This is a genomic window from Phenylobacterium sp., assembly GCF_016124325.1.
Lineage (GTDB): Bacteria > Pseudomonadota > Alphaproteobacteria > Caulobacterales > Caulobacteraceae > Phenylobacterium.
Map to the genome: position 1 here is coordinate 14,916 of NZ_WGNY01000033.1, position 17,415 is coordinate 32,330.

The 17,415-nt window shown below is 69.7% G+C and carries 17 protein-coding genes; 7 read left to right on the plus strand and 10 right to left on the minus strand.

Annotation, left to right across the window (positions count from 1 at the left end):
• Positions 1 to 25: 25 nt before the first annotated feature.
• The 7 genes from GC203_RS18250 to GC203_RS18280 form a co-directional block, all read right to left on the minus strand.
• Positions 26 to 655 carry a TetR/AcrR family transcriptional regulator gene (locus GC203_RS18250; RefSeq protein WP_293457638.1) on the minus strand — a complete coding sequence of 210 codons (630 nt, stop codon included), beginning with the start codon at positions 653 to 655 and terminating at the stop codon, positions 26 to 28.
• 33 nt (positions 656 to 688) lie between these two features.
• Positions 689 to 1,858: an MFS transporter gene (locus GC203_RS18255; RefSeq protein ID WP_293457641.1), complete on the minus strand. Its 1,170-nt coding sequence runs from the start codon at positions 1,856 to 1,858 to the stop codon at positions 689 to 691.
• 9 nt (positions 1,859 to 1,867) lie between these two features.
• Positions 1,868 to 4,105 (minus strand): TonB-dependent receptor, encoded by a 2,238-nt coding sequence (locus GC203_RS18260; protein ID WP_293457644.1) that lies wholly within the window; start codon positions 4,103 to 4,105, stop codon positions 1,868 to 1,870.
• Positions 4,106 to 4,251: 146 nt separating this feature from the next.
• On the minus strand, positions 4,252 to 5,424 hold the full coding sequence (locus GC203_RS18265; protein WP_293457646.1) for a DSD1 family PLP-dependent enzyme: 1,173 nt from the start codon (positions 5,422 to 5,424) through the stop codon (positions 4,252 to 4,254).
• Positions 5,425 to 5,431: 7 nt separating this feature from the next.
• Positions 5,432 to 6,691 carry a D-arabinono-1,4-lactone oxidase gene (locus tag GC203_RS18270; protein ID WP_293457647.1) on the minus strand — a complete coding sequence of 420 codons (1,260 nt, stop codon included), beginning with the start codon at positions 6,689 to 6,691 and terminating at the stop codon, positions 5,432 to 5,434.
• A gap of 265 nt (positions 6,692 to 6,956) precedes the next feature.
• On the minus strand, positions 6,957 to 8,132 hold the full coding sequence (locus GC203_RS18275) for a VWA domain-containing protein (RefSeq protein WP_293457650.1): 1,176 nt from the start codon (positions 8,130 to 8,132) through the stop codon (positions 6,957 to 6,959).
• Between the two features lie 84 nt (positions 8,133 to 8,216).
• Positions 8,217 to 9,209 carry an aldo/keto reductase gene (locus GC203_RS18280; protein ID WP_293457652.1) on the minus strand — a complete coding sequence of 331 codons (993 nt, stop codon included), beginning with the start codon at positions 9,207 to 9,209 and terminating at the stop codon, positions 8,217 to 8,219.
• A 130-nt stretch (positions 9,210 to 9,339) separates the two neighbouring features.
• Between GC203_RS18280 and GC203_RS18285 the strand changes: the two genes are divergently transcribed.
• Both GC203_RS18285 and GC203_RS18290 read left to right on the plus strand, forming a co-directional pair.
• The gene (locus tag GC203_RS18285) at positions 9,340 to 10,236 is read left to right on the plus strand and encodes a LysR family transcriptional regulator (protein ID WP_293457654.1); all 897 of its coding nucleotides are present in this window, start codon (positions 9,340 to 9,342) and stop codon (positions 10,234 to 10,236) included.
• 130 nt (positions 10,237 to 10,366) lie between these two features.
• Entirely contained in the window at positions 10,367 to 11,089 is a 723-nt protein-coding gene (locus GC203_RS18290) for a PEPxxWA-CTERM sorting domain-containing protein (protein WP_293457657.1), read from the plus strand.
• On the opposite strand, the gene GC203_RS18295 is transcribed toward GC203_RS18290, so the two are convergent.
• Both GC203_RS18295 and GC203_RS18300 read right to left on the minus strand, forming a co-directional pair.
• On the minus strand, positions 11,086 to 11,601 hold the full coding sequence (locus tag GC203_RS18295) for a recombinase family protein (protein WP_293457659.1): 516 nt from the start codon (positions 11,599 to 11,601) through the stop codon (positions 11,086 to 11,088). The two genes, GC203_RS18290 and GC203_RS18295, sit on opposite strands and share 4 nt — an antisense overlap.
• 95 nt (positions 11,602 to 11,696) lie before the next feature.
• Positions 11,697 to 12,269: a GNAT family N-acetyltransferase gene (locus GC203_RS18300; RefSeq protein WP_293457662.1), complete on the minus strand. Its 573-nt coding sequence runs from the start codon at positions 12,267 to 12,269 to the stop codon at positions 11,697 to 11,699.
• A 32-nt stretch (positions 12,270 to 12,301) separates the two neighbouring features.
• Between GC203_RS18300 and GC203_RS18305 the strand changes: the two genes are divergently transcribed.
• From GC203_RS18305 to dxs, 5 genes are all read left to right on the plus strand, one after another.
• A complete protein-coding gene (locus tag GC203_RS18305) occupies positions 12,302 to 13,225 on the plus strand; it encodes a histone deacetylase family protein (protein ID WP_293457665.1) in 924 nt (307 codons plus the stop codon).
• A 31-nt stretch (positions 13,226 to 13,256) separates the two neighbouring features.
• Positions 13,257 to 13,874, plus strand: coding sequence for a histidine phosphatase family protein (locus GC203_RS18310; protein ID WP_293457667.1), 618 nt, complete (start codon positions 13,257 to 13,259; stop codon positions 13,872 to 13,874).
• A gap of 65 nt (positions 13,875 to 13,939) precedes the next feature.
• The gene (locus GC203_RS18315; protein ID WP_293457890.1) at positions 13,940 to 14,182 is read left to right on the plus strand and encodes an exodeoxyribonuclease VII small subunit; all 243 of its coding nucleotides are present in this window, start codon (positions 13,940 to 13,942) and stop codon (positions 14,180 to 14,182) included.
• Positions 14,179 to 15,060: a polyprenyl synthetase family protein gene (locus GC203_RS18320; protein WP_293457893.1), complete on the plus strand. Its 882-nt coding sequence runs from the start codon at positions 14,179 to 14,181 to the stop codon at positions 15,058 to 15,060. The genes GC203_RS18315 and GC203_RS18320 overlap by 4 nt, the downstream gene beginning before the upstream one ends.
• A gap of 23 nt (positions 15,061 to 15,083) precedes the next feature.
• Entirely contained in the window at positions 15,084 to 17,000 is a 1,917-nt protein-coding gene (gene dxs / locus GC203_RS18325; RefSeq protein WP_293457669.1) for a 1-deoxy-D-xylulose-5-phosphate synthase, read from the plus strand.
• Here dxs and GC203_RS18330 read toward each other — a convergent pair.
• Entirely contained in the window at positions 16,997 to 17,413 is a 417-nt protein-coding gene (locus GC203_RS18330) for a nuclear transport factor 2 family protein (RefSeq protein WP_293457672.1), read from the minus strand. The two genes, dxs and GC203_RS18330, sit on opposite strands and share 4 nt — an antisense overlap.
• Between the last annotated feature and the right edge of the window lie 2 nt (positions 17,414 to 17,415).

Consider the following 17,415-nt stretch of genomic DNA (forward strand, 5'->3'; position numbering starts at 1 on the left):
ACCTATGACATCGGCCCGCGGCCGCTCAGAGCATCAGGGCGCGAGAGAGCAGCCGGGCGGAGTCGCCGATCACCTCGTCGTGGTCGAGCGCGGTCTCCTCGGACAGCATCTCGTCGATGGCGTACCCCAGCTCCACGTTGATCCGTAGCCGGCGCCACAGCACATCGCGCGGCATGTCGGGGACCAGCGGCGCATAGGCCTCGACGAGGCGGTCGGTGACCAGCCGGTGGGATTCGATGCGGACGTGGGCGAGCCGCGGCGTGGCGCGCAGCGCGCGGACCGTCCAGGTCGCGCCGGGCTCCGAGGCGGTCACGGCGGCCGTCTCGCGCATCAGTTCCCCGACGTTGGCGGCCAGCGCCTCCAGCCCCTGCGGCGCGTAGCGGTCGAGCCAGGCGAAGAGGGCGGCGTTCTGGCGGTCCATCAGCCGGCGGCCCAGCGCCTCCAGCACCGCATATTTGTCCTTGAAGTAGCGATAGAGCGCCGGCGGCGTCATCCCGGCCCGCGCGCAGATCATGTTGGTGGAGATGCGCTCGACGCCCACCTCGGCCAGCAGTTCGCCCGCCACGTCGAGCAGGCGTTCGTAGGTCTGCACGGCCCGGTCTTGCTGGGGCGGCGCGCGGCGCGCCGTCGCCGACTTGAGGGATTTCCGGGTCATCGCGGCCTGAAAGTCATGAAAAGGCGGCCGAGGTCAAACGGCGGCGACCGGCCTGCGGCGGGTGACGTGCAGGCCGATGGCCAGTCCCATGCCCCCCAGCAGGCACGCCGCCCCGAACGCCAGCGCCCCGCGGGCGTCGGCGTCGCTGACCACGGTGGACGCGAGCAGGGGCCCCAGACTGCCGCCGAGGAGCTGCGCGCCGCCCAGCAGCACGGCGGCGCGGCGGCTGGGGTCGGCCTCGATCGCCATCGGCACCAGGAAGGGCATCAGGAACAGCCACAGGAACCCGAACGCCGCCGAGGCGACCAGGAAGACGGGCGGCGACGGCAGGCTCGCGAAGGTGGCCAGAAGCACCACGTCCAGGGCCGCGCAGGCCATCATGGTCCAGAACCAGCGCAGGCGTCCGGCCAGCAGCGTGGCCGTCGCCCCGCCCGCCACCTGGAAGGCCAGCGAGAGCGAGACGGCCTGGTCCACCGTCTGCGGCGGATGGCCCGCCTGTCGCGAGAGCGGTTCAGCGTAGACCCAGACGCCCACGATGAAGGCCAGGATCAGGAAGCAGGCGGCCAGGGCCGCCAGCCCGCGCGGCGCGGGAAGTCCGCCCGGCCCGTGGGCCTCGTGAAGCTCGGCGTACCGATCGGGGCAGGCCAGGGCGACCAGTCCCGCCAGCGCGCTCATCCCCGCCAGCGCCACCCAGCCGCCGTTGGCGCCGGCGCCCGAGATCACGAAGGCGGTGAGGATCGTCGCGAGGACGAATTGCGCCGCCGTCTGCAAGGTCAGATAGACGCCCGACCAACGCTCGGGCCGGGGCGCGCGGGCGATCAGGGCCACCGTCATCCAGATCATCACCCCGCTGGGCACGCCCGCCGCCGCCCGCGCCAGGGTGATCGCCTCACCGGACAGTCGCGTGGTCGCAAGGTCGAGCAGCGCCAGGACCAGTCCGGCGGCCAGCCCGATGAGGCGCAGCCGGCGCGGCTTCAGCAGGGCGCCCGCCAGGCCGGCGGCCAGCCCCATCGCCAGCAGCTCGCCGGTGGCCGCGTGCCCCAGCTGGCTAGCGCTCAGCCGGCCCTCGCGGGCCAGCGCGCCCAGGAGCTGGGGCTGCAGGCCGGCGATCATCACGCCCGTGATCCCCACCGCGATCACCGCGGCGCTCTGGGCGAGGCTGGGCGCCGGGCCGATCCACGCGCCCGGGGTCTGGTGGCTCACCGGGCCGCCTCAGTAGTGGAAGCGCGCGTAGACGCCGTAGGTCCGCGGCCGGCCCATGCTGAACAGGTCGAAGCCCAGGCCCTCGATGGGGATGATGTCGCTGATGTTGGTTTCATCGAAGATGTTCCGCCCCCAGATCCCCAGTTCATAGCTCTCGTCCGGCGACGTCCAGCCGAGACGCGCGTTGACGAAGGCCCGGCCCTTGTCGGACAGGCGCTCGAGGTTGCGGGTGTCGAAGAAGACCTTGCTGCGGAAGGTGGCGTCGGCGGCGACGCGCATCGAGCCGCCGGCCACCGGCCACTCGTACTGCGCCAGCGCCGTGCCGCTGAACTTGGGCGCGTTGGGCAGGCGGTTGCCCGAATAGTCGCCCCCCGCCGTAACGTAGTCGCGGTAGGTGGCGTCCAGCAGCGAGATTCCGGTCTGCAGCGTCAGGCCATCGATGGGCCGCGCGGTCAGCTCGGCTTCGCCGCCATAGATCCGGGCGTTCGAGGCGTTGGTGAAGACCTGGACGGTGATGTTGCCCTGGAGGACCAGGTCGTACACCTGCAGGTCCTGGTAGTCGTAGTAGAAGGCCGAGATGCTGCCGGTCAGCCGTCGGTCGAAGGCCTGGAACTTCGCGCCGGCCTCGTAGGCGTCGACCTTCTCGTCCTTGTAGGGCCCGAGCGTCGAGGGATCGACCGTCTGGCCCCCGAAGAAGCCGCCGCTCTTATAGCCGCGGTTGTAGGTGGCGTAGATGTTGGCGTCTGGACTGAACCGGTACTGCACGCCCACCTTGCCGGACAGCGAGTCGAAGGTCTTGCGGTCGTCGACCGTGAAGAAGGTGATCGCGCCGAACTCGGCCGTCGAGGCGTAGTCGAAGCTCTTGCGATCGGCTGAATAGCGCAACCCGCCGGTCAGGATCAGGGCGTCGGTGACGCTGTAGTCCACCTGGCCGAAGACGGCATAGCTCTTGTTGGTCTGCTTATAGGGCCAGCCGAAGACGCCGACGCTGTTCTCCAGGTCGGCTCCCGTCGGGTTCGCCGGCGTCGGATCGCGGAGCAGCCGAAGGATGTCGTAGTACGAATCCGTCGTCAGGTGGTCGCGCGAGACATAGCCGCCCAGCACCCACTTGGCCGGGCCCGTCCCGGCCGACTGCAGGCGCAGTTCCTCGCTGATCGCCGACTGGCGCGCCCGGTAGTCGGCGGTGATCACGTCGTTCGGGCCGGCGTCGGTGTCCTCGAGGTCGTTTCGCTTGGCGTGCTCGTAGCCGGTCACCGAGACCAGATCGACGGCGCCCAGCTTCCAGGTGGCCGACACCGAGCCGCCGTAGGTGCGCACCCGGTCCTTGCCCTCCAGGTGGTAGTCGCCCTCGTAGAGGTCGCTGCTGGTATTGGCGTAGCCGATGGCGTCCGTGCATTGGCCCGAGGTGTAGAAGCCCGGAGCGCAGAAGCCGTCGGGGCCGGTCGCCGCCGCCGTCGCCGGGAACAGGGGGCGGTTGTAGGCCAGGATCGAGCTGCCCTGGCTCTTGGCGTAGTGCGCCTGGGCCAGCACCTCCAGGTCGGCGCTCGGCGTGTAGAGCAGCGAACCGCGCAGCGCCCAGCGGTTCTGGTCGTTGCCGTGATGGCCGGTGAGGCGGTTCAGGGTGTAGCCGTCGTCCCAGTTACCGGCGCCGGCGACGCGGAAGGCCAGCACATCCTTCACCAGCGGGCCGCCGACGCCGCCCTCCAGGGCGATGGCGTTGAAGCGTCCGTACTCGGCCGAGGCGTCGGCGGTGAACGCCTGGGTGGGCCGGCGGCTCACCACATTGACCGCGCCGCCGGTGGTGTTGCGCCCATAGAGCGTGCCCTGGGGCCCGCGCAGCACCTCGATCCGCTCCAGGTCGAAGAACTGGCCCATCTGGGCCAGGGGCGAGCCGATGTAGACCCCGTCCACATAGATCGCGACCGGCGCGGCGGTGTTGGGGTTGAAGTCGTTCAGCCCGACGCCGCGGATGAAGATCTTCGGGTTGGCCGCGTTGTCGTCGGTCTTGATCGAGAGCGACGGCGACAGGCCGTTCAGGTCCAGGATGTTGCTGACGTGCTGGTCCTTGAGCTGTTTGGCGCCCAGGGCTGTGATGGCGATCGGCACGTCCTGAAGGCGCTCCGACCGCTTCTGGGCGGTGACCACCAGTTCCTCGACGGTGGAGGGGGCTTCCGCCGCCTCGGCCGCGCCGAGACCGGCCACGCACAAACCACCGAGCGCCGCCGCGCCGAATAGCCACGCCTTCATCGATTTTTCCCCTGCCTAAGCGAAAACGCTAGCAGTCGCTATCTGATAGTCAACGCTACATTTTCTGCTGGCGCCGAAGCGGAAGGCCGTTGGCGGCTTTCGGTGCGCCGGCGCGCGGAACGGGCTCAAATCCGAGGCGCCGCAGCCTAGCGGGAGCGCCCTCTCGCCGAGACGGGCCAGATGTCGACCAGGGTGTCGCCGCGGACCACGTGGTAGCTGTCGTAAAGGTTCACGGTGGGGTCGCAGTGCGGTGTGTTGAGGGTGACGACGTCGCCGATCGACAGCGCTTCCTCGACCCCGGCGCCCACCAGGGCCCCATGCTCGTCGCCCATGAACAGGAACCGGCTCTCGGCGGGCGCGCCGGCCGCGGGTGTCGGCGGCTTGCCCTCGGTGGCGAAGGCCTTGAACCCGCCGTCCAGGGTCACGAGGCTTTTGGCGTTGGCGCTGACCACGCGGGTGTCCACGAACAGGCTGAACTCGTAGGCCGCCTCGCCGTCGCCGGTCAGGTCGCAGGCCGCGTACTGATCGTCCATGAAGACGTACGAGCCCACCTGCAGCTCGTTGAAGACGCCCAGTTCCAGGTCGATGCGGTGGGTGCCGGTGCCGCCGCCCGTCACCACCGGGGGCGCCGCGCCGGCCTCGGCCAGGGCCGCCAGCACGCCCTTCAGGTATTCGGTGCGCTCGGCGATCGCGGCGCGGCGCTCGGCGTAGTCCTCGATGTGCTGCTCGCGACCGCAGTACATCTGCAGGCCCTCGTAGCGTAGCGACGGATGGTCCTGGATCCGGCTCGCCAGTTCGACCGCCGCCTCGGGCGAAGCCACGCCGGTGCGGCGCAGTCCGGGGTCCAGATCGACGAACACGCCCAGCGGCCTGTCCGGCGAGGCCGCGCCGGCCAGGGCCTCGACGTTGTCGGGATGGTCGGCCACGACCGACAGCCGCTCGGCGATCCCGTTCAGCGCGATCAGCCGCTCGATCCCGAGGCGACCGACAACGGGCGAGGTGATGTGGACGCCCGGCACGCCCGCGCCCGCCAGGGCCTCCGCCTCGCCCAGCTTGGCGCAGCAGACGCCGACGGCGCCGGCCTCGATCTGGCGCCGCGCGATGTCGAGGCTCTTGTGGGTCTTGGCGTGGGGCCGCAGCCGCACGCCGGCCTTCGCGGCGAGCCCGGCCATGCTCGCGATGTTGCGGTCCAGTGCGTCCAGATCCAGCACCAGCACCGGGGTGTTCAGGTCACGGCGCCCGCCCTGGCGGCCGATCAGCTCGCCGTGAAGCCGCCAATCGTCGTTCCTGGGGGCATCGGTGTAGCGGACGTCGGTCATCGGAGCCTCAGCTGAACAGTTCGGCCAGGTGCGGGTTGAGGAACTTGCCGCCCGGGTCGGCGGTGCGGCGCACCCTGCGGAAGCGCTCGGCCATCGGATAGAGCGCATCGACGTCCGTGCGGGTCAGGGTGTGGCGCTTGGCCCAGTGCGGCCGTCCGCCGTGGCTGCGGAAGATCGCCTCGGCCTCGGCGAACAGCGCCCGCCACGCCATCGGGGCGTACTGGTGCATGGAGATCGAGGCGCCCGGGCCCAGGTTGAACGGGCTCATCCAGATGTCGTCGCCCGCCGCCCAGCGAAACTCGAACGGGAAGGCGACCGGCAGGCGCTTGCGGCGGATCCAGCCGATCACTTCGCTCAACGCCGGAAGGCCGGCCTCGCGCGGCAGCTCGTACTCCATCTCCTCGAATCGGATCGTCCGCTCGGACGGGAAGATCAGGTGCGCCGGGCCCACGCGGCCGCCGCCGGTGGAGAGTTGCATCATCAAACGTTGGAGCGGTCCGATCAGGGCCGGAAGCGCTTGTCCGATCTGGCAGGCCACCCGGAACGGCGCTTCGGAAATGTCGGTGCCCGAACCGGGATCGCCCGGCAGGTCGGTCGGTTCCAGGGTCTTGAGGATCACGGTGTCGGCGTAGGGGAAGACGAAGAATTCGGCGTGGCGGCGCTGGGCCGCGAACTCCGGAAACGCCTCCAGCGTCCAGGCCAGCGGCTTCTTCTCGATCCGCTCCTCCAGCCGGTAGGCGGGCAGCACGTCGACGGTGATCCGCGTCGCCACGCCGAACAGGCCCAGCGACAGCCTTTGGGCCTCGAAGAGTTCGGGGTTTTCCGTGCGGCTGCATTCTACCGCCGAGCCGTCGGCCTGAACCAGCCGGAAGCCGTGGGCGAAGGTGGCGAGGCTGCCCAGGTCCTTGCCCGTGCCGTGGGTGCCGGTGGCCAGCGCGCCGGCCAGCGACTGCGGGTTCACATCGCCCTGGTTCGGCAGCGAAAGGCCCAGGTCCCAGAGCGCGGCGGTCAGCTTCTTCAGGCTCCAGCCGGCCGGCGCGGTCACCGTCTTGCGGTCCGGAGCCACCTCGATCGGGCTGTCCAGGTCCTCGAGATTGAGCAGGAGCCCGTCGGTCTCGCACAGGGGCATGAACGAGTGGCCCGCGCCCACGACCCGGACCTTGGCGGCTTCGGCCACCAGGCGCGACAGCTCGGCCTCGGTCTGCGGCCGCGCCATCTGCGTCGGCGTCGACCTCACGCTGCCCGACCAGTTGCTCCAACCCGTCATCGCGCTTCCAACCCCGTTCAGCCTGACCGACAGATGGCCAACTTCAAAATAGTAGTCAACGCTATCTTTTCGGTGGGGCGCAAACTCTGGCCCCCCGGCTCCGTCTCGGAGCTGCGGGGCCGGGGACGTCGCAGGACCCGCGAACGGGTCCTAGAGCCTTCCCGGATCAGGTGGGATCACCTGATCCGGACGAGAAGGCTCTATTTTCAAGCATATGGAGCCCGTCCGGGCGGGTGAACCGGTATCCACTTCACCCTGACGGGCTCTAGCGCGCCAGTTCCTTCATGGCTTTCTCCAGCCCGTCGAGGGTGAGCGGGAACATCCGGTCGCCCACGAGCTGCTTCATCACCCCGATCGAGGGCGTGTAGTCCCAGTGCCGCTCGGCCGTGGGATTGAGCCACACCATGTGCTCGTAGATCTGGGCCACCCGGTCCATCCAGACCGCGCCGGCTTCCTCGTTCCAGTGCTCCACCGAGCCGCCGGGATAGGTGATCTCATAGGGGCTCATGGTGGCGTCGCCCACGAAGATCACCTTGTAATCATGCGGGAACTTGTGGAGCACGTCCCAGGTGTTGATCTTCTCGGCGTGCCGGCGCCGGTTGTCCTTCCACACGCTCTCGTAGAGACAGTTGTGGAAGTAGTAGAACTCCATGTTCTTGAACTCGGAGCGGGCCGCGCTGAACAGCTCCTCGCAGAGCTTGATGTGCGAATCCATCGAGCCGCCGATGTCGAGGAACAGGAGCACGCTGATCTTGTTGCGCCGCTCGGGCCGCAGGTGGATGTCGAGGTAGCCCTTCTCCGCCGTGCCCTTGATGGTGCCGCCCATGTCCAGCTCGTCCGGCGAGCCCTCGCGCACCCACTTGCGCAGCCGGCGCAGCGCCACCTTGATGTTGCGGGTGCCGAGTTCGACCTGATCGTCCAGGTTCTTGAACTCGCGCTTGTCCCACACCTTGATCGCGCGGCCGTGCCGGCCCTTGTCCTGGCCGACGCGGATGCCTTCGGGGTGGTAGCCGTTGGCGCCGAACGGCGAGGTGCCGCCGGTGCCGATCATCTTGTTGCCGCCCTCGTGGCGCTCCTTCTGCTCCTTCATGCGCTGGGCCAGCGCTTCCATGAGCTTGTCGAAGCCGCCCATGGCCTCGATCTGCGCCTTCTCCTCCTCGGTGAGGAACTTCTCGGACAGCTTTTTCAGCCATTCGGCCGGGATGTCGTGAGCGACCTCGTCGCCCATCTTCTCCAGGCCCTTGAAGACGTGGCCGAACACCCGGTCGAACTTGTCGAGGTTCTTCTCGTCCTTCACCAGGGCGGCGCGCGACAGGTAGTAGAAGTCCTCGACCGAGCGGTCGATGACCTGCTTGTCCATCGCCTCCATCAGGGCGAGGTATTCCTTCAGCGTCACCGGCACCTTGGCTTCGCGGAGCTCGGTGAAGAAGCGCATGAACATCGGGGGTTTCCCCTTGGCCTCGAACGTCCGTTTGAACCTTGGAGGATGGGGCCGCGAACCCCCGATGTCCAGTGCGGCGGCGCGTCAGCCCCGTTCGGAGTCCAGCATCGCCATCTGCACGGCCGGATAGCGCTCGCCCGCGGCGGCGTCCTTCGGCACGGCCGCCTCCAGCGACGCGAGGGTTTCGGGCGACAGCGCGGCGCCGAGCGCGCCCAGGGCCTCGGCGAGCCGGTCGCGGCGGCGCGCGCCCACCAGCGGGACGATGTCGTCGCCCTGGGCCGCCACCCAGGCGATGGCCGCCTGGGCCGGGGTGATCCCCGCGCCGGCCGCCGCGACCCGCAGGGCCTCGGTCAGCGCCAGGTTCCTCGCCAGGTTTTCACCCTGGAACCGCGGGGTATGGGCCCGGAAGTCGCCGGGCCGGCCGAAGTCGCCGCCGTGGCCGCCCATCAGGCCCCGGCCCAGCACGCCATAGGCGGTGATCCCGATCCCCAGCTCGCGGCAGGTGGGCAGGATCGCGCCCTCGATCCCGCGGGCGAGCAGGCTGTACTCGATCTGCAGGTCGACGATAGGGTGCACGGCCGCCGCGCGGCGGATCGTGTGGGGCCCCACCTCCGACAGGCCGATGTGGCGCACCCAGCCGGCCTGAACGAGTTCGGCGATGGCGCCAACCGTGTCCTCGATCGGCACGTTGGGATCGAGACGGGCCGGCCGGTAGACGTCGATGTGGTCCACACCCAGCCGTTGCAGGGTGTAGGCCAGCGCGGTCTTCACGGCCGCGGGCCGGCCGTCGAAGCCGAGGAAGCTGTTGTCGGGCGCGCGCTGAGCGCCGAACTTCACCGAAAGGATGAGCCTGTCGCGGGGCAGCGTCTTCAGCGCCTCGCCGATCAGCATCTCGTTGTGGCCCATGCCGTAAAAGTCGCCGGTGTCGATCAGGGTGATCCCGGCCTCGACCGCAGCGGCCAGGGTGGCCAGGCTCTCGCCGCGGTCGGCGGGTCCGTAGAAGTCGCTCATGCCCATGGCGCCCAGGCCGATCGTCGACACCTCGGGGCCGGTTTCGCCGAGCTTGCGGGTTTGCATCTGGAAGTCTCCGTCGTTCAGGTGACGGTGGGATAGCGCCGCGCCTGCGTGCTGATAATCCGTCTTATGCTGCATGGACTGTACGGAAAATCGTACAATCACGGCGCGCGCGAGGGTATATGCGCGGGTCATGGATCGCCTCGACCTGCAGGCCCTCGACAGTTTCGCCGCCGTCGCCCGTCACCTGAACTTCCGCCGCGCGGCGGTGGAGCGAGGCGTCTCGGCCTCGACGCTGAGCGCGGCCGTTCGCGAACTGGAGGCGCGGATGGGCGTGCGCCTCCTGCACCGGACCACCCGCTCGGTGGCGCTCACCGACGCCGGTGCGACGCTGCTCGCCCGCCTGGGCCCGGCGCTGACCGAAATCGGCGAGGCGGTGGACGAGGCGCGATCGGCGCAGACCGAGCCGTCGGGACCGCTGCGCATCAACGCGCCCGAGCCTGCGGTGGAGCTGGTGCTCGCGCCGCTCGTGACCGATTTCATGGCGCGCTACCCGGCCGTGCGGGTTGAGGTGCTGGCCGAGACCGCGTTCGTCGACATCGTGGCGGCCGGGTTCGACGCCGGGGTGCGCTGGGGCGAGAGCCTGGCGCAGGACATGGTGGCCATCTCGCTCGGCCCGCCGCAGCGCTATTGCCTGGTGGCCGCGCCCGATCTGGTCGAGCGGGTCGGCGCGCCGTTGCATCCTCGCGACCTGCTATCGCGGCCGTGCCTGCGCGTGCGCTACCCGTCGGGCGCGATCCCGCCACTGGAGTTCGAGAAGGCCGGCGAGGTCATCCGCATTTCGCCCGAAGGTCCGTTGGTGGCCAACTCCCTGACGCTGCTGCTGCGCGCGGCGCTGGCGGGGCACGGGTTCCTGCTGGCCTTCGAGGGCTACGTGGCGCCGCACCTGGCCAGCGGCGCCCTAGTCGAGGTCATGGCCGACTGGTGCGAACCGTTTCCCGGGCCGTATCTCTACTATCCCAGCCGCCGCACCTTGCCGTCGCCGCTGCGGGCGTTCGTCGATTTCGTCCAGGCCCAGCGCCGAGGCTAGGCCTGCCTTCCTGGGAGCAAGTTGACTGGCGTCAAGACGGCTCCCGGGAAGCACGTTGTAAGCAATAGCAAGGCGTGCTGGTCTGACTGGAACCGACCGATCCGGCGGCGCCTGAAGCGGGAGTTGATCGATGAAGCAAGCGTGCCTGATCGCCGCGGCCCTCGCCCTGATCCCGCTAAACGCCGGCGCGACGACCCTGGTGAACGGCGGGTTCGAGACCGGCGACTTCACCGGTTGGAGCATCTTGAATGACCCGACGCGCGACGTAACGCACCAAGACAACACCCCGACGTTTCCCTCCACGATCTTCAATCCGGTCGAAGGCGACTATTTCGCGACTGTGACCGCCAAGTACGGTCAGGTGGAGACACCGGAGGGCATATTCCAGGAGTTAGACTTCGACGGCGTGGCCACCCTTAGCGGAGCGGCCGCATTGTTCGCGAACTACCTGGACGGGTACCATGTCCAAGGCATCGTGCGATTGGTGGACGCGGCGGGTCAGGCCTTCGATCTGTTCAACCGGGACACGTTCGGCTTAGGCAACTACGGCGATACGGGCTGGATCACCTTCAGCTTTCAGCCAACCGCAGGACACTACCTGTTGGAGGCGTTCACGCTGGACCACACTGGGGACGCCCAGCAGAGCGCTACTTTGCTCCTCGATGCCTTCAGCATTGCGGGAGGGCTTGAGCCAGACCCTGACCCCAACCCGGATCCCGACCCCGGCCCTGGAACAGATCCCGGCCCGACGACGCCCGTTCCCGAACCGGGCGTCTGGGCGATCCTGATCACGGGTTTCGGGCTGTCCGGCCTGGCGCTCAGGCGCAAGCGGTCGGTGCGCGCCGCGACTTAGGCGCCGGCCTCGTCCAGCGCCTTCAGCTTGCGCCAGACGGTCATGCGCGAGACGCCGAGGCGCCGCGCGATCTCCACGGGCCCCACGCCCGCGCGTTGCAGGGCGACGATCTCCTGGGCCGGGGCGGCGGTCCGCCGCCGGCGGCCGGGATCGGGCTCCAGCTCGGCCACCGCCTCCAGGGCCGCGTGCAAAGCAGGGCCGCCGGCGCCGCGGCTGCTGATCGCGGGTTCGAGCACGACGAGCGAGGCGCCCCGAGCCTCGACCCGCCTCAGCGTGTCGAGCAACGCTCGAGCCGTGGGCGCCAGCCGCGCCAGCCGGGTCACCACCAGTTCGTCGCCGGCCCCGATGAAGTCGAGGATCGAGACCAGAGCGGGGCCGTCGGCGCCGGGCTCCTCGGCCCGCACCACCTGGCAGCCGGCCCCCTTGAGCTGGGCCGTCTCTTCCTGTGCGTCCGCATCTCTGAGCCGCACGTAGCCGATCCTCAGCATCCCCACCGCCGATTTCGTGACCACAGGCCGAATGACCCTCAGGGTCCCAAATGCGGCTACCCAGGCCAAGGCCGCGCTAGGTTAAATCTCTGCAATGAAAGCGCTCGAGCCGGGCCAAATCAGGCAAGATTGTGTCGACTTTGAGCGAAATGCGACGCGTCTTTAGAAAAACTCTCCGCAGAGCGCTTGAGGATGAACTCGCGGTCCACCGTCTCGCCGACACGGAAGCCGTATTCGCCGGCCTTCTCGAAGCCGTGCCGCGCGTAGAACCGTCGCGCGCCATGGTTCTCCGACCAGACGCCGATCCAGACGTCGCGGGGACCACCGGCCTGCAGCCAGTCCATCACCTCGGCGAACAGCCGTCGGCCGAGGCCGCCGCCCTGCCGGCCCCGCACGAAATAGATGCGCTTCAGCTCGCCGCATTGGGGCGTCACGTCGGGATGGGGCAGGGCGCAGGGGCCAGCGAGCGCGTAGCCGATCGGCTCGCCGCTGTCCTCGACCAGCCAGGCGGCCTGCCGAGGATCGGCCAGGTCGGCCGCCGTCCGCGCCTCGTCGTAGGCTTCGGCCAGGAACGCGGCCAGATCCTCGGGCGAATAGAGGTGGGCGAAGGTCTCCCGGAAGGTGCGGGCGCCAAGCTCCGAGAGGACGGCGGCGTCGCCAGGGCCGGCGCGCCGGATCACGGTTTCAGTCATGGGAGCGGCGGAAACTTGGGATACGATGCAGCATGACCCTCGCGCTCTACACCCATCGGGACATGTTCGACCACCGGCCGGGCTTCCGTCATCCGGAGAGGCCCGAGCGGCTTCAGGCGGTGATGGGCGCGTTGGAGGGCTCAGGCCTCGACCTCGAACCGCACGACGCTCCGCTGGTGGAGGCGGCCGACCTGCGTCGCGTCCACGACGCCGACTACGTGGCCCGGATCGAGGGGGTGACGCCGGCCGACGGCCGCGTGGAGCTCGATCCCGACACCTACATGTCGGCCGGCAGTCTCACGGCTTCGCGCCGGGCCGCGGGCGCGGTCGTCCAGGCCGTTCGCGACGTGGCCGCCGGACGCGCCGGCCGGGCCTTCTGCGCGGTGCGTCCGCCCGGGCACCACGCCGAGCCGGGACTGCCGATGGGCTTCTGCATCTTCTCCAACGTGGCGATCGCGGCTCACGCCGCCCAGGCGGCCGGCCTCGCCAAGGTGGCGGTGGTGGATTTCGACATCCACCACGGCAACGGCACGCAAGCCGCGCTCGGCGGACGGCCTGGCATGTTCTTCGCCTCGATCCAGTCGTGGCCCATGTGGCCGGGCACGGGCCATCCCTCCGAGCCGGTCCCGGCCAACATCGTCAACACCGTCTCGCCCGAAGGCGCGGAGCCTGCCGTCTGGCGGCGCGCCTTCGAGGGGATCATGGACAAGGTCGACGCCTTCGCGCCCGACCTCATCATCGTCTCAGCCGGTTTCGACGCCCACCGGCGAGACCCGGTCGGCGGCGGCGGCCAGAGCCTGGAGGAGGCCGACTTCGCCTGGGCCACCCGGGCCATCGCCGATGTCGCCAACCGCCACGCCAGAGGCCGGGTTGTGTCGTCCCTCGAGGGCGGCTACGACCTCGAGGCTCTCGGCCGCTCCGCGCTCGCGCATGTGCAGGCCCTGGGCGAAGGGTGAGGGGCGAAACGCCGGTGCGTTCCTGGGATCGATGGCCACGGTCTTGACCGCCGACTCCGCCAAGCCGGCGGCGCTTCGCCGCGGCGCGATAATCCTCGCTCGCCACGGGGAGCCCGCGCTCTCGCGCAAGGTCCGGCTGACCGCCCAGGGCTACCGCGAATTCTGGGCGAGGTACGAGGTCCTGGGCATCGTTCCCGGGCAGACGCCTCCCGATCGGCTCAGGCGGCTCGCGGCGGAATGCGGGACCATTGTCTCCTCGACCCGGCTGCGCGCGATCGAGAGCACCCAGGCGCTGGTCGGCGACCGGCCGTTCGCGCGGCACGAGGTGCTGATCGAGGCGCCGCTGCCGCCGCCGGATTTCCCGAGCTGGCTGCGCCTGTCGCCGCGGTTCTGGGGCTTCCTCTCGCGGGTCTGGTGGTGGTTCCTGAATCACCATGAGGGCCAGGAAACCCGCGCCCAGGCCGAAGCCCGCGCCGACCGGGCCGCGGACCTGTTGGTCGAGCTGGCGGCGGATGGCGGGGACGTGGTCGTGCTGGCCCACGGCTTCTTCAACCACCTCATCGGCCGCAGCCTGCGGCGGCGGGGATGGAAGCTCGCTGAGAGCGAGGGCTACAAGTACTGGTCCGTGCGCCGCTTCGAGCCGTCCTGAGGCCGGACCAGGGTGGGCGGAAAAGCGCGGTGGATTCCATCCGCCCCCGCCACTACAACCGCCGAATGTCCGAACCCGCCGACATCGCCGCCATGACCTTCGAGGCCGCTCTGTCCGAGCTGGAGCAGATCGTGGCGCGCCTGGAATCGGGCCAGGCCCCGCTGGAGGCGTCGATCGACATGTACAAGCGCGGCGCCGCGCTCAAGGCCCACTGCGAGGCCCGTCTGAACGCCGCGCGCCTGCAGGTCGAGCAGGTCAGCAAGGGGCTCGACGGCGCGCCGGCGGTCGAGCCGAAAGCGTTCGACTGATGGACCTGAGCCGGCGCGTGGCCGAGGCGGCGGACCTGGTCACCGTGGCCCTCGATGAACTCCTGCCTCGCGCCGACGGGCCCGAGAGTCGCCTGACCGAGGCCATGCGCTACGCGGCCCTGGGGCCCGGCAAGCGCCTGCGCACCTTCTTCGCGCTCGAGACGGGCCGCATGTTCGATCTCGACGAGCGCCACGTCCTGCGCGCGGCCTGCGCTCTGGAGTGCATCCACGCCTACAGCCTCGTGCATGACGACCTGCCGTGCATGGACGACGATGACGTCCGGCGTGGGAGGCCGACCGTCCACAAGGCCTATGACGAGATGACCGCCGTGCTGGCGGGCGACGCGCTCCAGACCTGCGCCTTCGAAATCCTGGCCCATCCCGACACCCACCCCGACGGCGGCGTCCGCGCCGAACTGGTGGTGCGCCTGGCTTCGGCCGCCGGCGCGCGCGGCATGGTGGGCGGTCAGATGATCGACATGCTGGGCGTCCGCGACGACCTGGGCGGCGTGGCGCGGATGCAGCGGCTGAAGACCGGCGCCCTGATCGCCTGCGCCTTCGAACTGCCCCTGGCCCTGGCGCACGCCCAGGACGGCGAACGCCACGCCCTGATGGCCTTCGCCCACGATCTGGGCCTCGGCTACCAGATCGTCGACGATCTCCTGGACGCCCAGGGCGATGCTGGCGAACTGGGCAAAGCGGTGGGCAAGGACGTCGCCCGCGGCAAGGCCAATTTCGTCACGCTGCTGGGCATCGACGCCGCTCGCGAGCGGCTGGAACTGCTTCGAACCCAGACGAAATCTCACCTGGATCCCTTCGGGCCGCGAGCTGAATTCCTGAGGGCCAGCGTCGATTTCGTGCTAGAGCGCCGTCAGTAGTCCGCGAGGCTTTCCGCGTTCCCATGCCCCCTGAAACTCCGCTCCTCGACACGGTCTCCTCGCCCGCCGACACGCGCAGCCTGACCATCCCGCAGCTGCGCCAGCTCGCCGACGAGCTGCGCGCCGAGACCATCGACGCGGTCTCCCAGACCGGCGGGCACCTCGGCGCGGGCCTGGGCGTGGTCGAACTGACGGTCGCCTTGCACCATGTCTACGAGACGCCGAAGGACATCCTGATCTGGGATGTCGGCCACCAGGCCTACCCGCACAAGATCCTCACCGGCCGGCGCGATCGTATCCGCACCCTTCGCCAGGGCGGGGGCCTGTCGGGTTTCACGAAGCGGTCGGAGAGCGAATACGACCCCTTCGGCGCCGCGCACGCCGCCACCTCGATCTCGGCGGCCCTCGGCTTCGCCGCCGCCCGCGACCAGGAAGGCCGCGACAACAAGGTGGTGGCCGTCATCGGCGACGGTTCGATGAGCGCCGGCATGGCCTACGAGGCCATGAACAACGCCTGCGAGACCACCAAGCAGCTCACCGTCATCCTCAACGACAACGACATGTCGATCGCTCCGCCGGTGGGCGGAATGAGCGCCTACATGGCCCGGCTCGTCTCGGGCGGCGGCTACCAGTCGCTCCGCAACCTGGGCAAGACGGTCACCAAGGTCTTCCCGCGCCCCATGCGCGAGGCCGCCCGCAAGGCCGAGGAATACGCCCGCGGCATGGTCACCGGCGGCACGCTGTTCGAGGAGCTGGGCTTCTACTACGTGGGCCCGATCGACGGCCACGACATGGATGCGCTGGTCCATGTGCTCCAGAACGCGCGTCGCATCGACGACAAGCCGGTGCTGGTCCACGTCGTCACCCAGAAGGGCAAGGGCTACGCCCCCGCCGAGAACGCCGCCGACAAGTACCATGGCGTGGTCAAGTTCGACGTCGTCACCGGCAAGCAGGCCAAAGGCCAGGCCGCCGCGCCCCAGTACACCAAGGTCTTCGCCCACGAACTGATCAAGCACGCCGAGCGCGACCCCAGGATCGTGGCCATCACCGCGGCCATGCCGTCGGGGACGGGCCTCGACCTGTTCGGCGAGAAATTCCCTGACCGCACCTTCGACGTGGGCATCGCCGAACAGCACGCGGTGACCTTCGCCGCCGGCCTGGCCGCCGACGGGATGAAGCCCTTCTGCGCGCTCTATTCCACCTTCCTGCAGCGCGGCTACGACCAGGTGGTCCACGACGTGGCGATCCAGGGCCTGCCGGTGCGCTTCGCCATCGACCGGGCCGGGCTCGTCGGCGCCGACGGGGCCACCCACGCCGGCTCGTTCGACGTCGGCTACCTGGGCCAGCTCCCGGGCATGGTGGTCATGGGGCCGGCCGACGAGGCCGAGCTGGCGGCCGCCATCTCCACCGCCGTCGCCATCGACGACCGGCCCTCGGCCTTCCGCTATCCGCGCGGCGAGGGCGTGGGCGTCGAGATCCCCGATCTCGCCAAGCCGTGGGAGATCGGCAAGGGACGCATCGTGCGCGAGGGAAGCGCGGTGGCCATCCTCTCGTTCGGAACGCGGCTGGGCGAGGCGCTAAAGGCCGCCGACCTCCTGGCCGCGCGCGGCCTGTCGGCGACGGTCGCCGACGCCCGGTTCGCCAAGCCGCTCGACCTCGACCTCGTCCTGCGGCTGGCCCGCGAGCACGAAGCCCTGATCACGGTGGAGGAGGGGGCGATGGGCGGCTTCGGCGCCTTCGTGCTCCATACCCTCGCCGAGCATGGCGCGCTGGATCGCGGCCTGAAGATCCGCACGCTGACCTTGCCCGACATCTTTCAGGACCACGACAAGCCCGAGGTCATGTACGCCCAGGCCGGCCTCGATGCCGAAGGCATCGTCCAGGGCGCGCTCTCGGCGCTGGGCGTCGATAACGCCGCGGCCAAGGGCCGGCGGGCCTAGGCGCCCGGCCGGGCTCCGGTCGCCGACGCGCGGGCCAACTCCTCCCCCATCAGCCTGTGCAGCAGGTTGATCGCCTTGAGCGGCCGCACCATCACCTTGAAGCCGATGATCTGGCTCCCGTCGTCGCTGACGGTGATTATGTCGACGCCGTTGATGCGGATCCCGTCGATCTCGGTCTCGAACTCCAGCACGCCGCCGGTCGCGTTGCGCCATTCGCCGACGTACCGAAACCCGGGGCCGCCCAGCACCTTGCCCGCGCTCGCCAGGTACTTGAGCGTGATTTCCCGGCCACGCTGCGGCGTGTGGACGATCGGGCTCTCGAACACCGCGTCGGGGTGAAGCAGCGCCTGCAGCGCCACCTCGTCGTGCGTCTTCAAATAGTCCCGCCAGCCGTCCATCGCGTTCGTCGCCATCG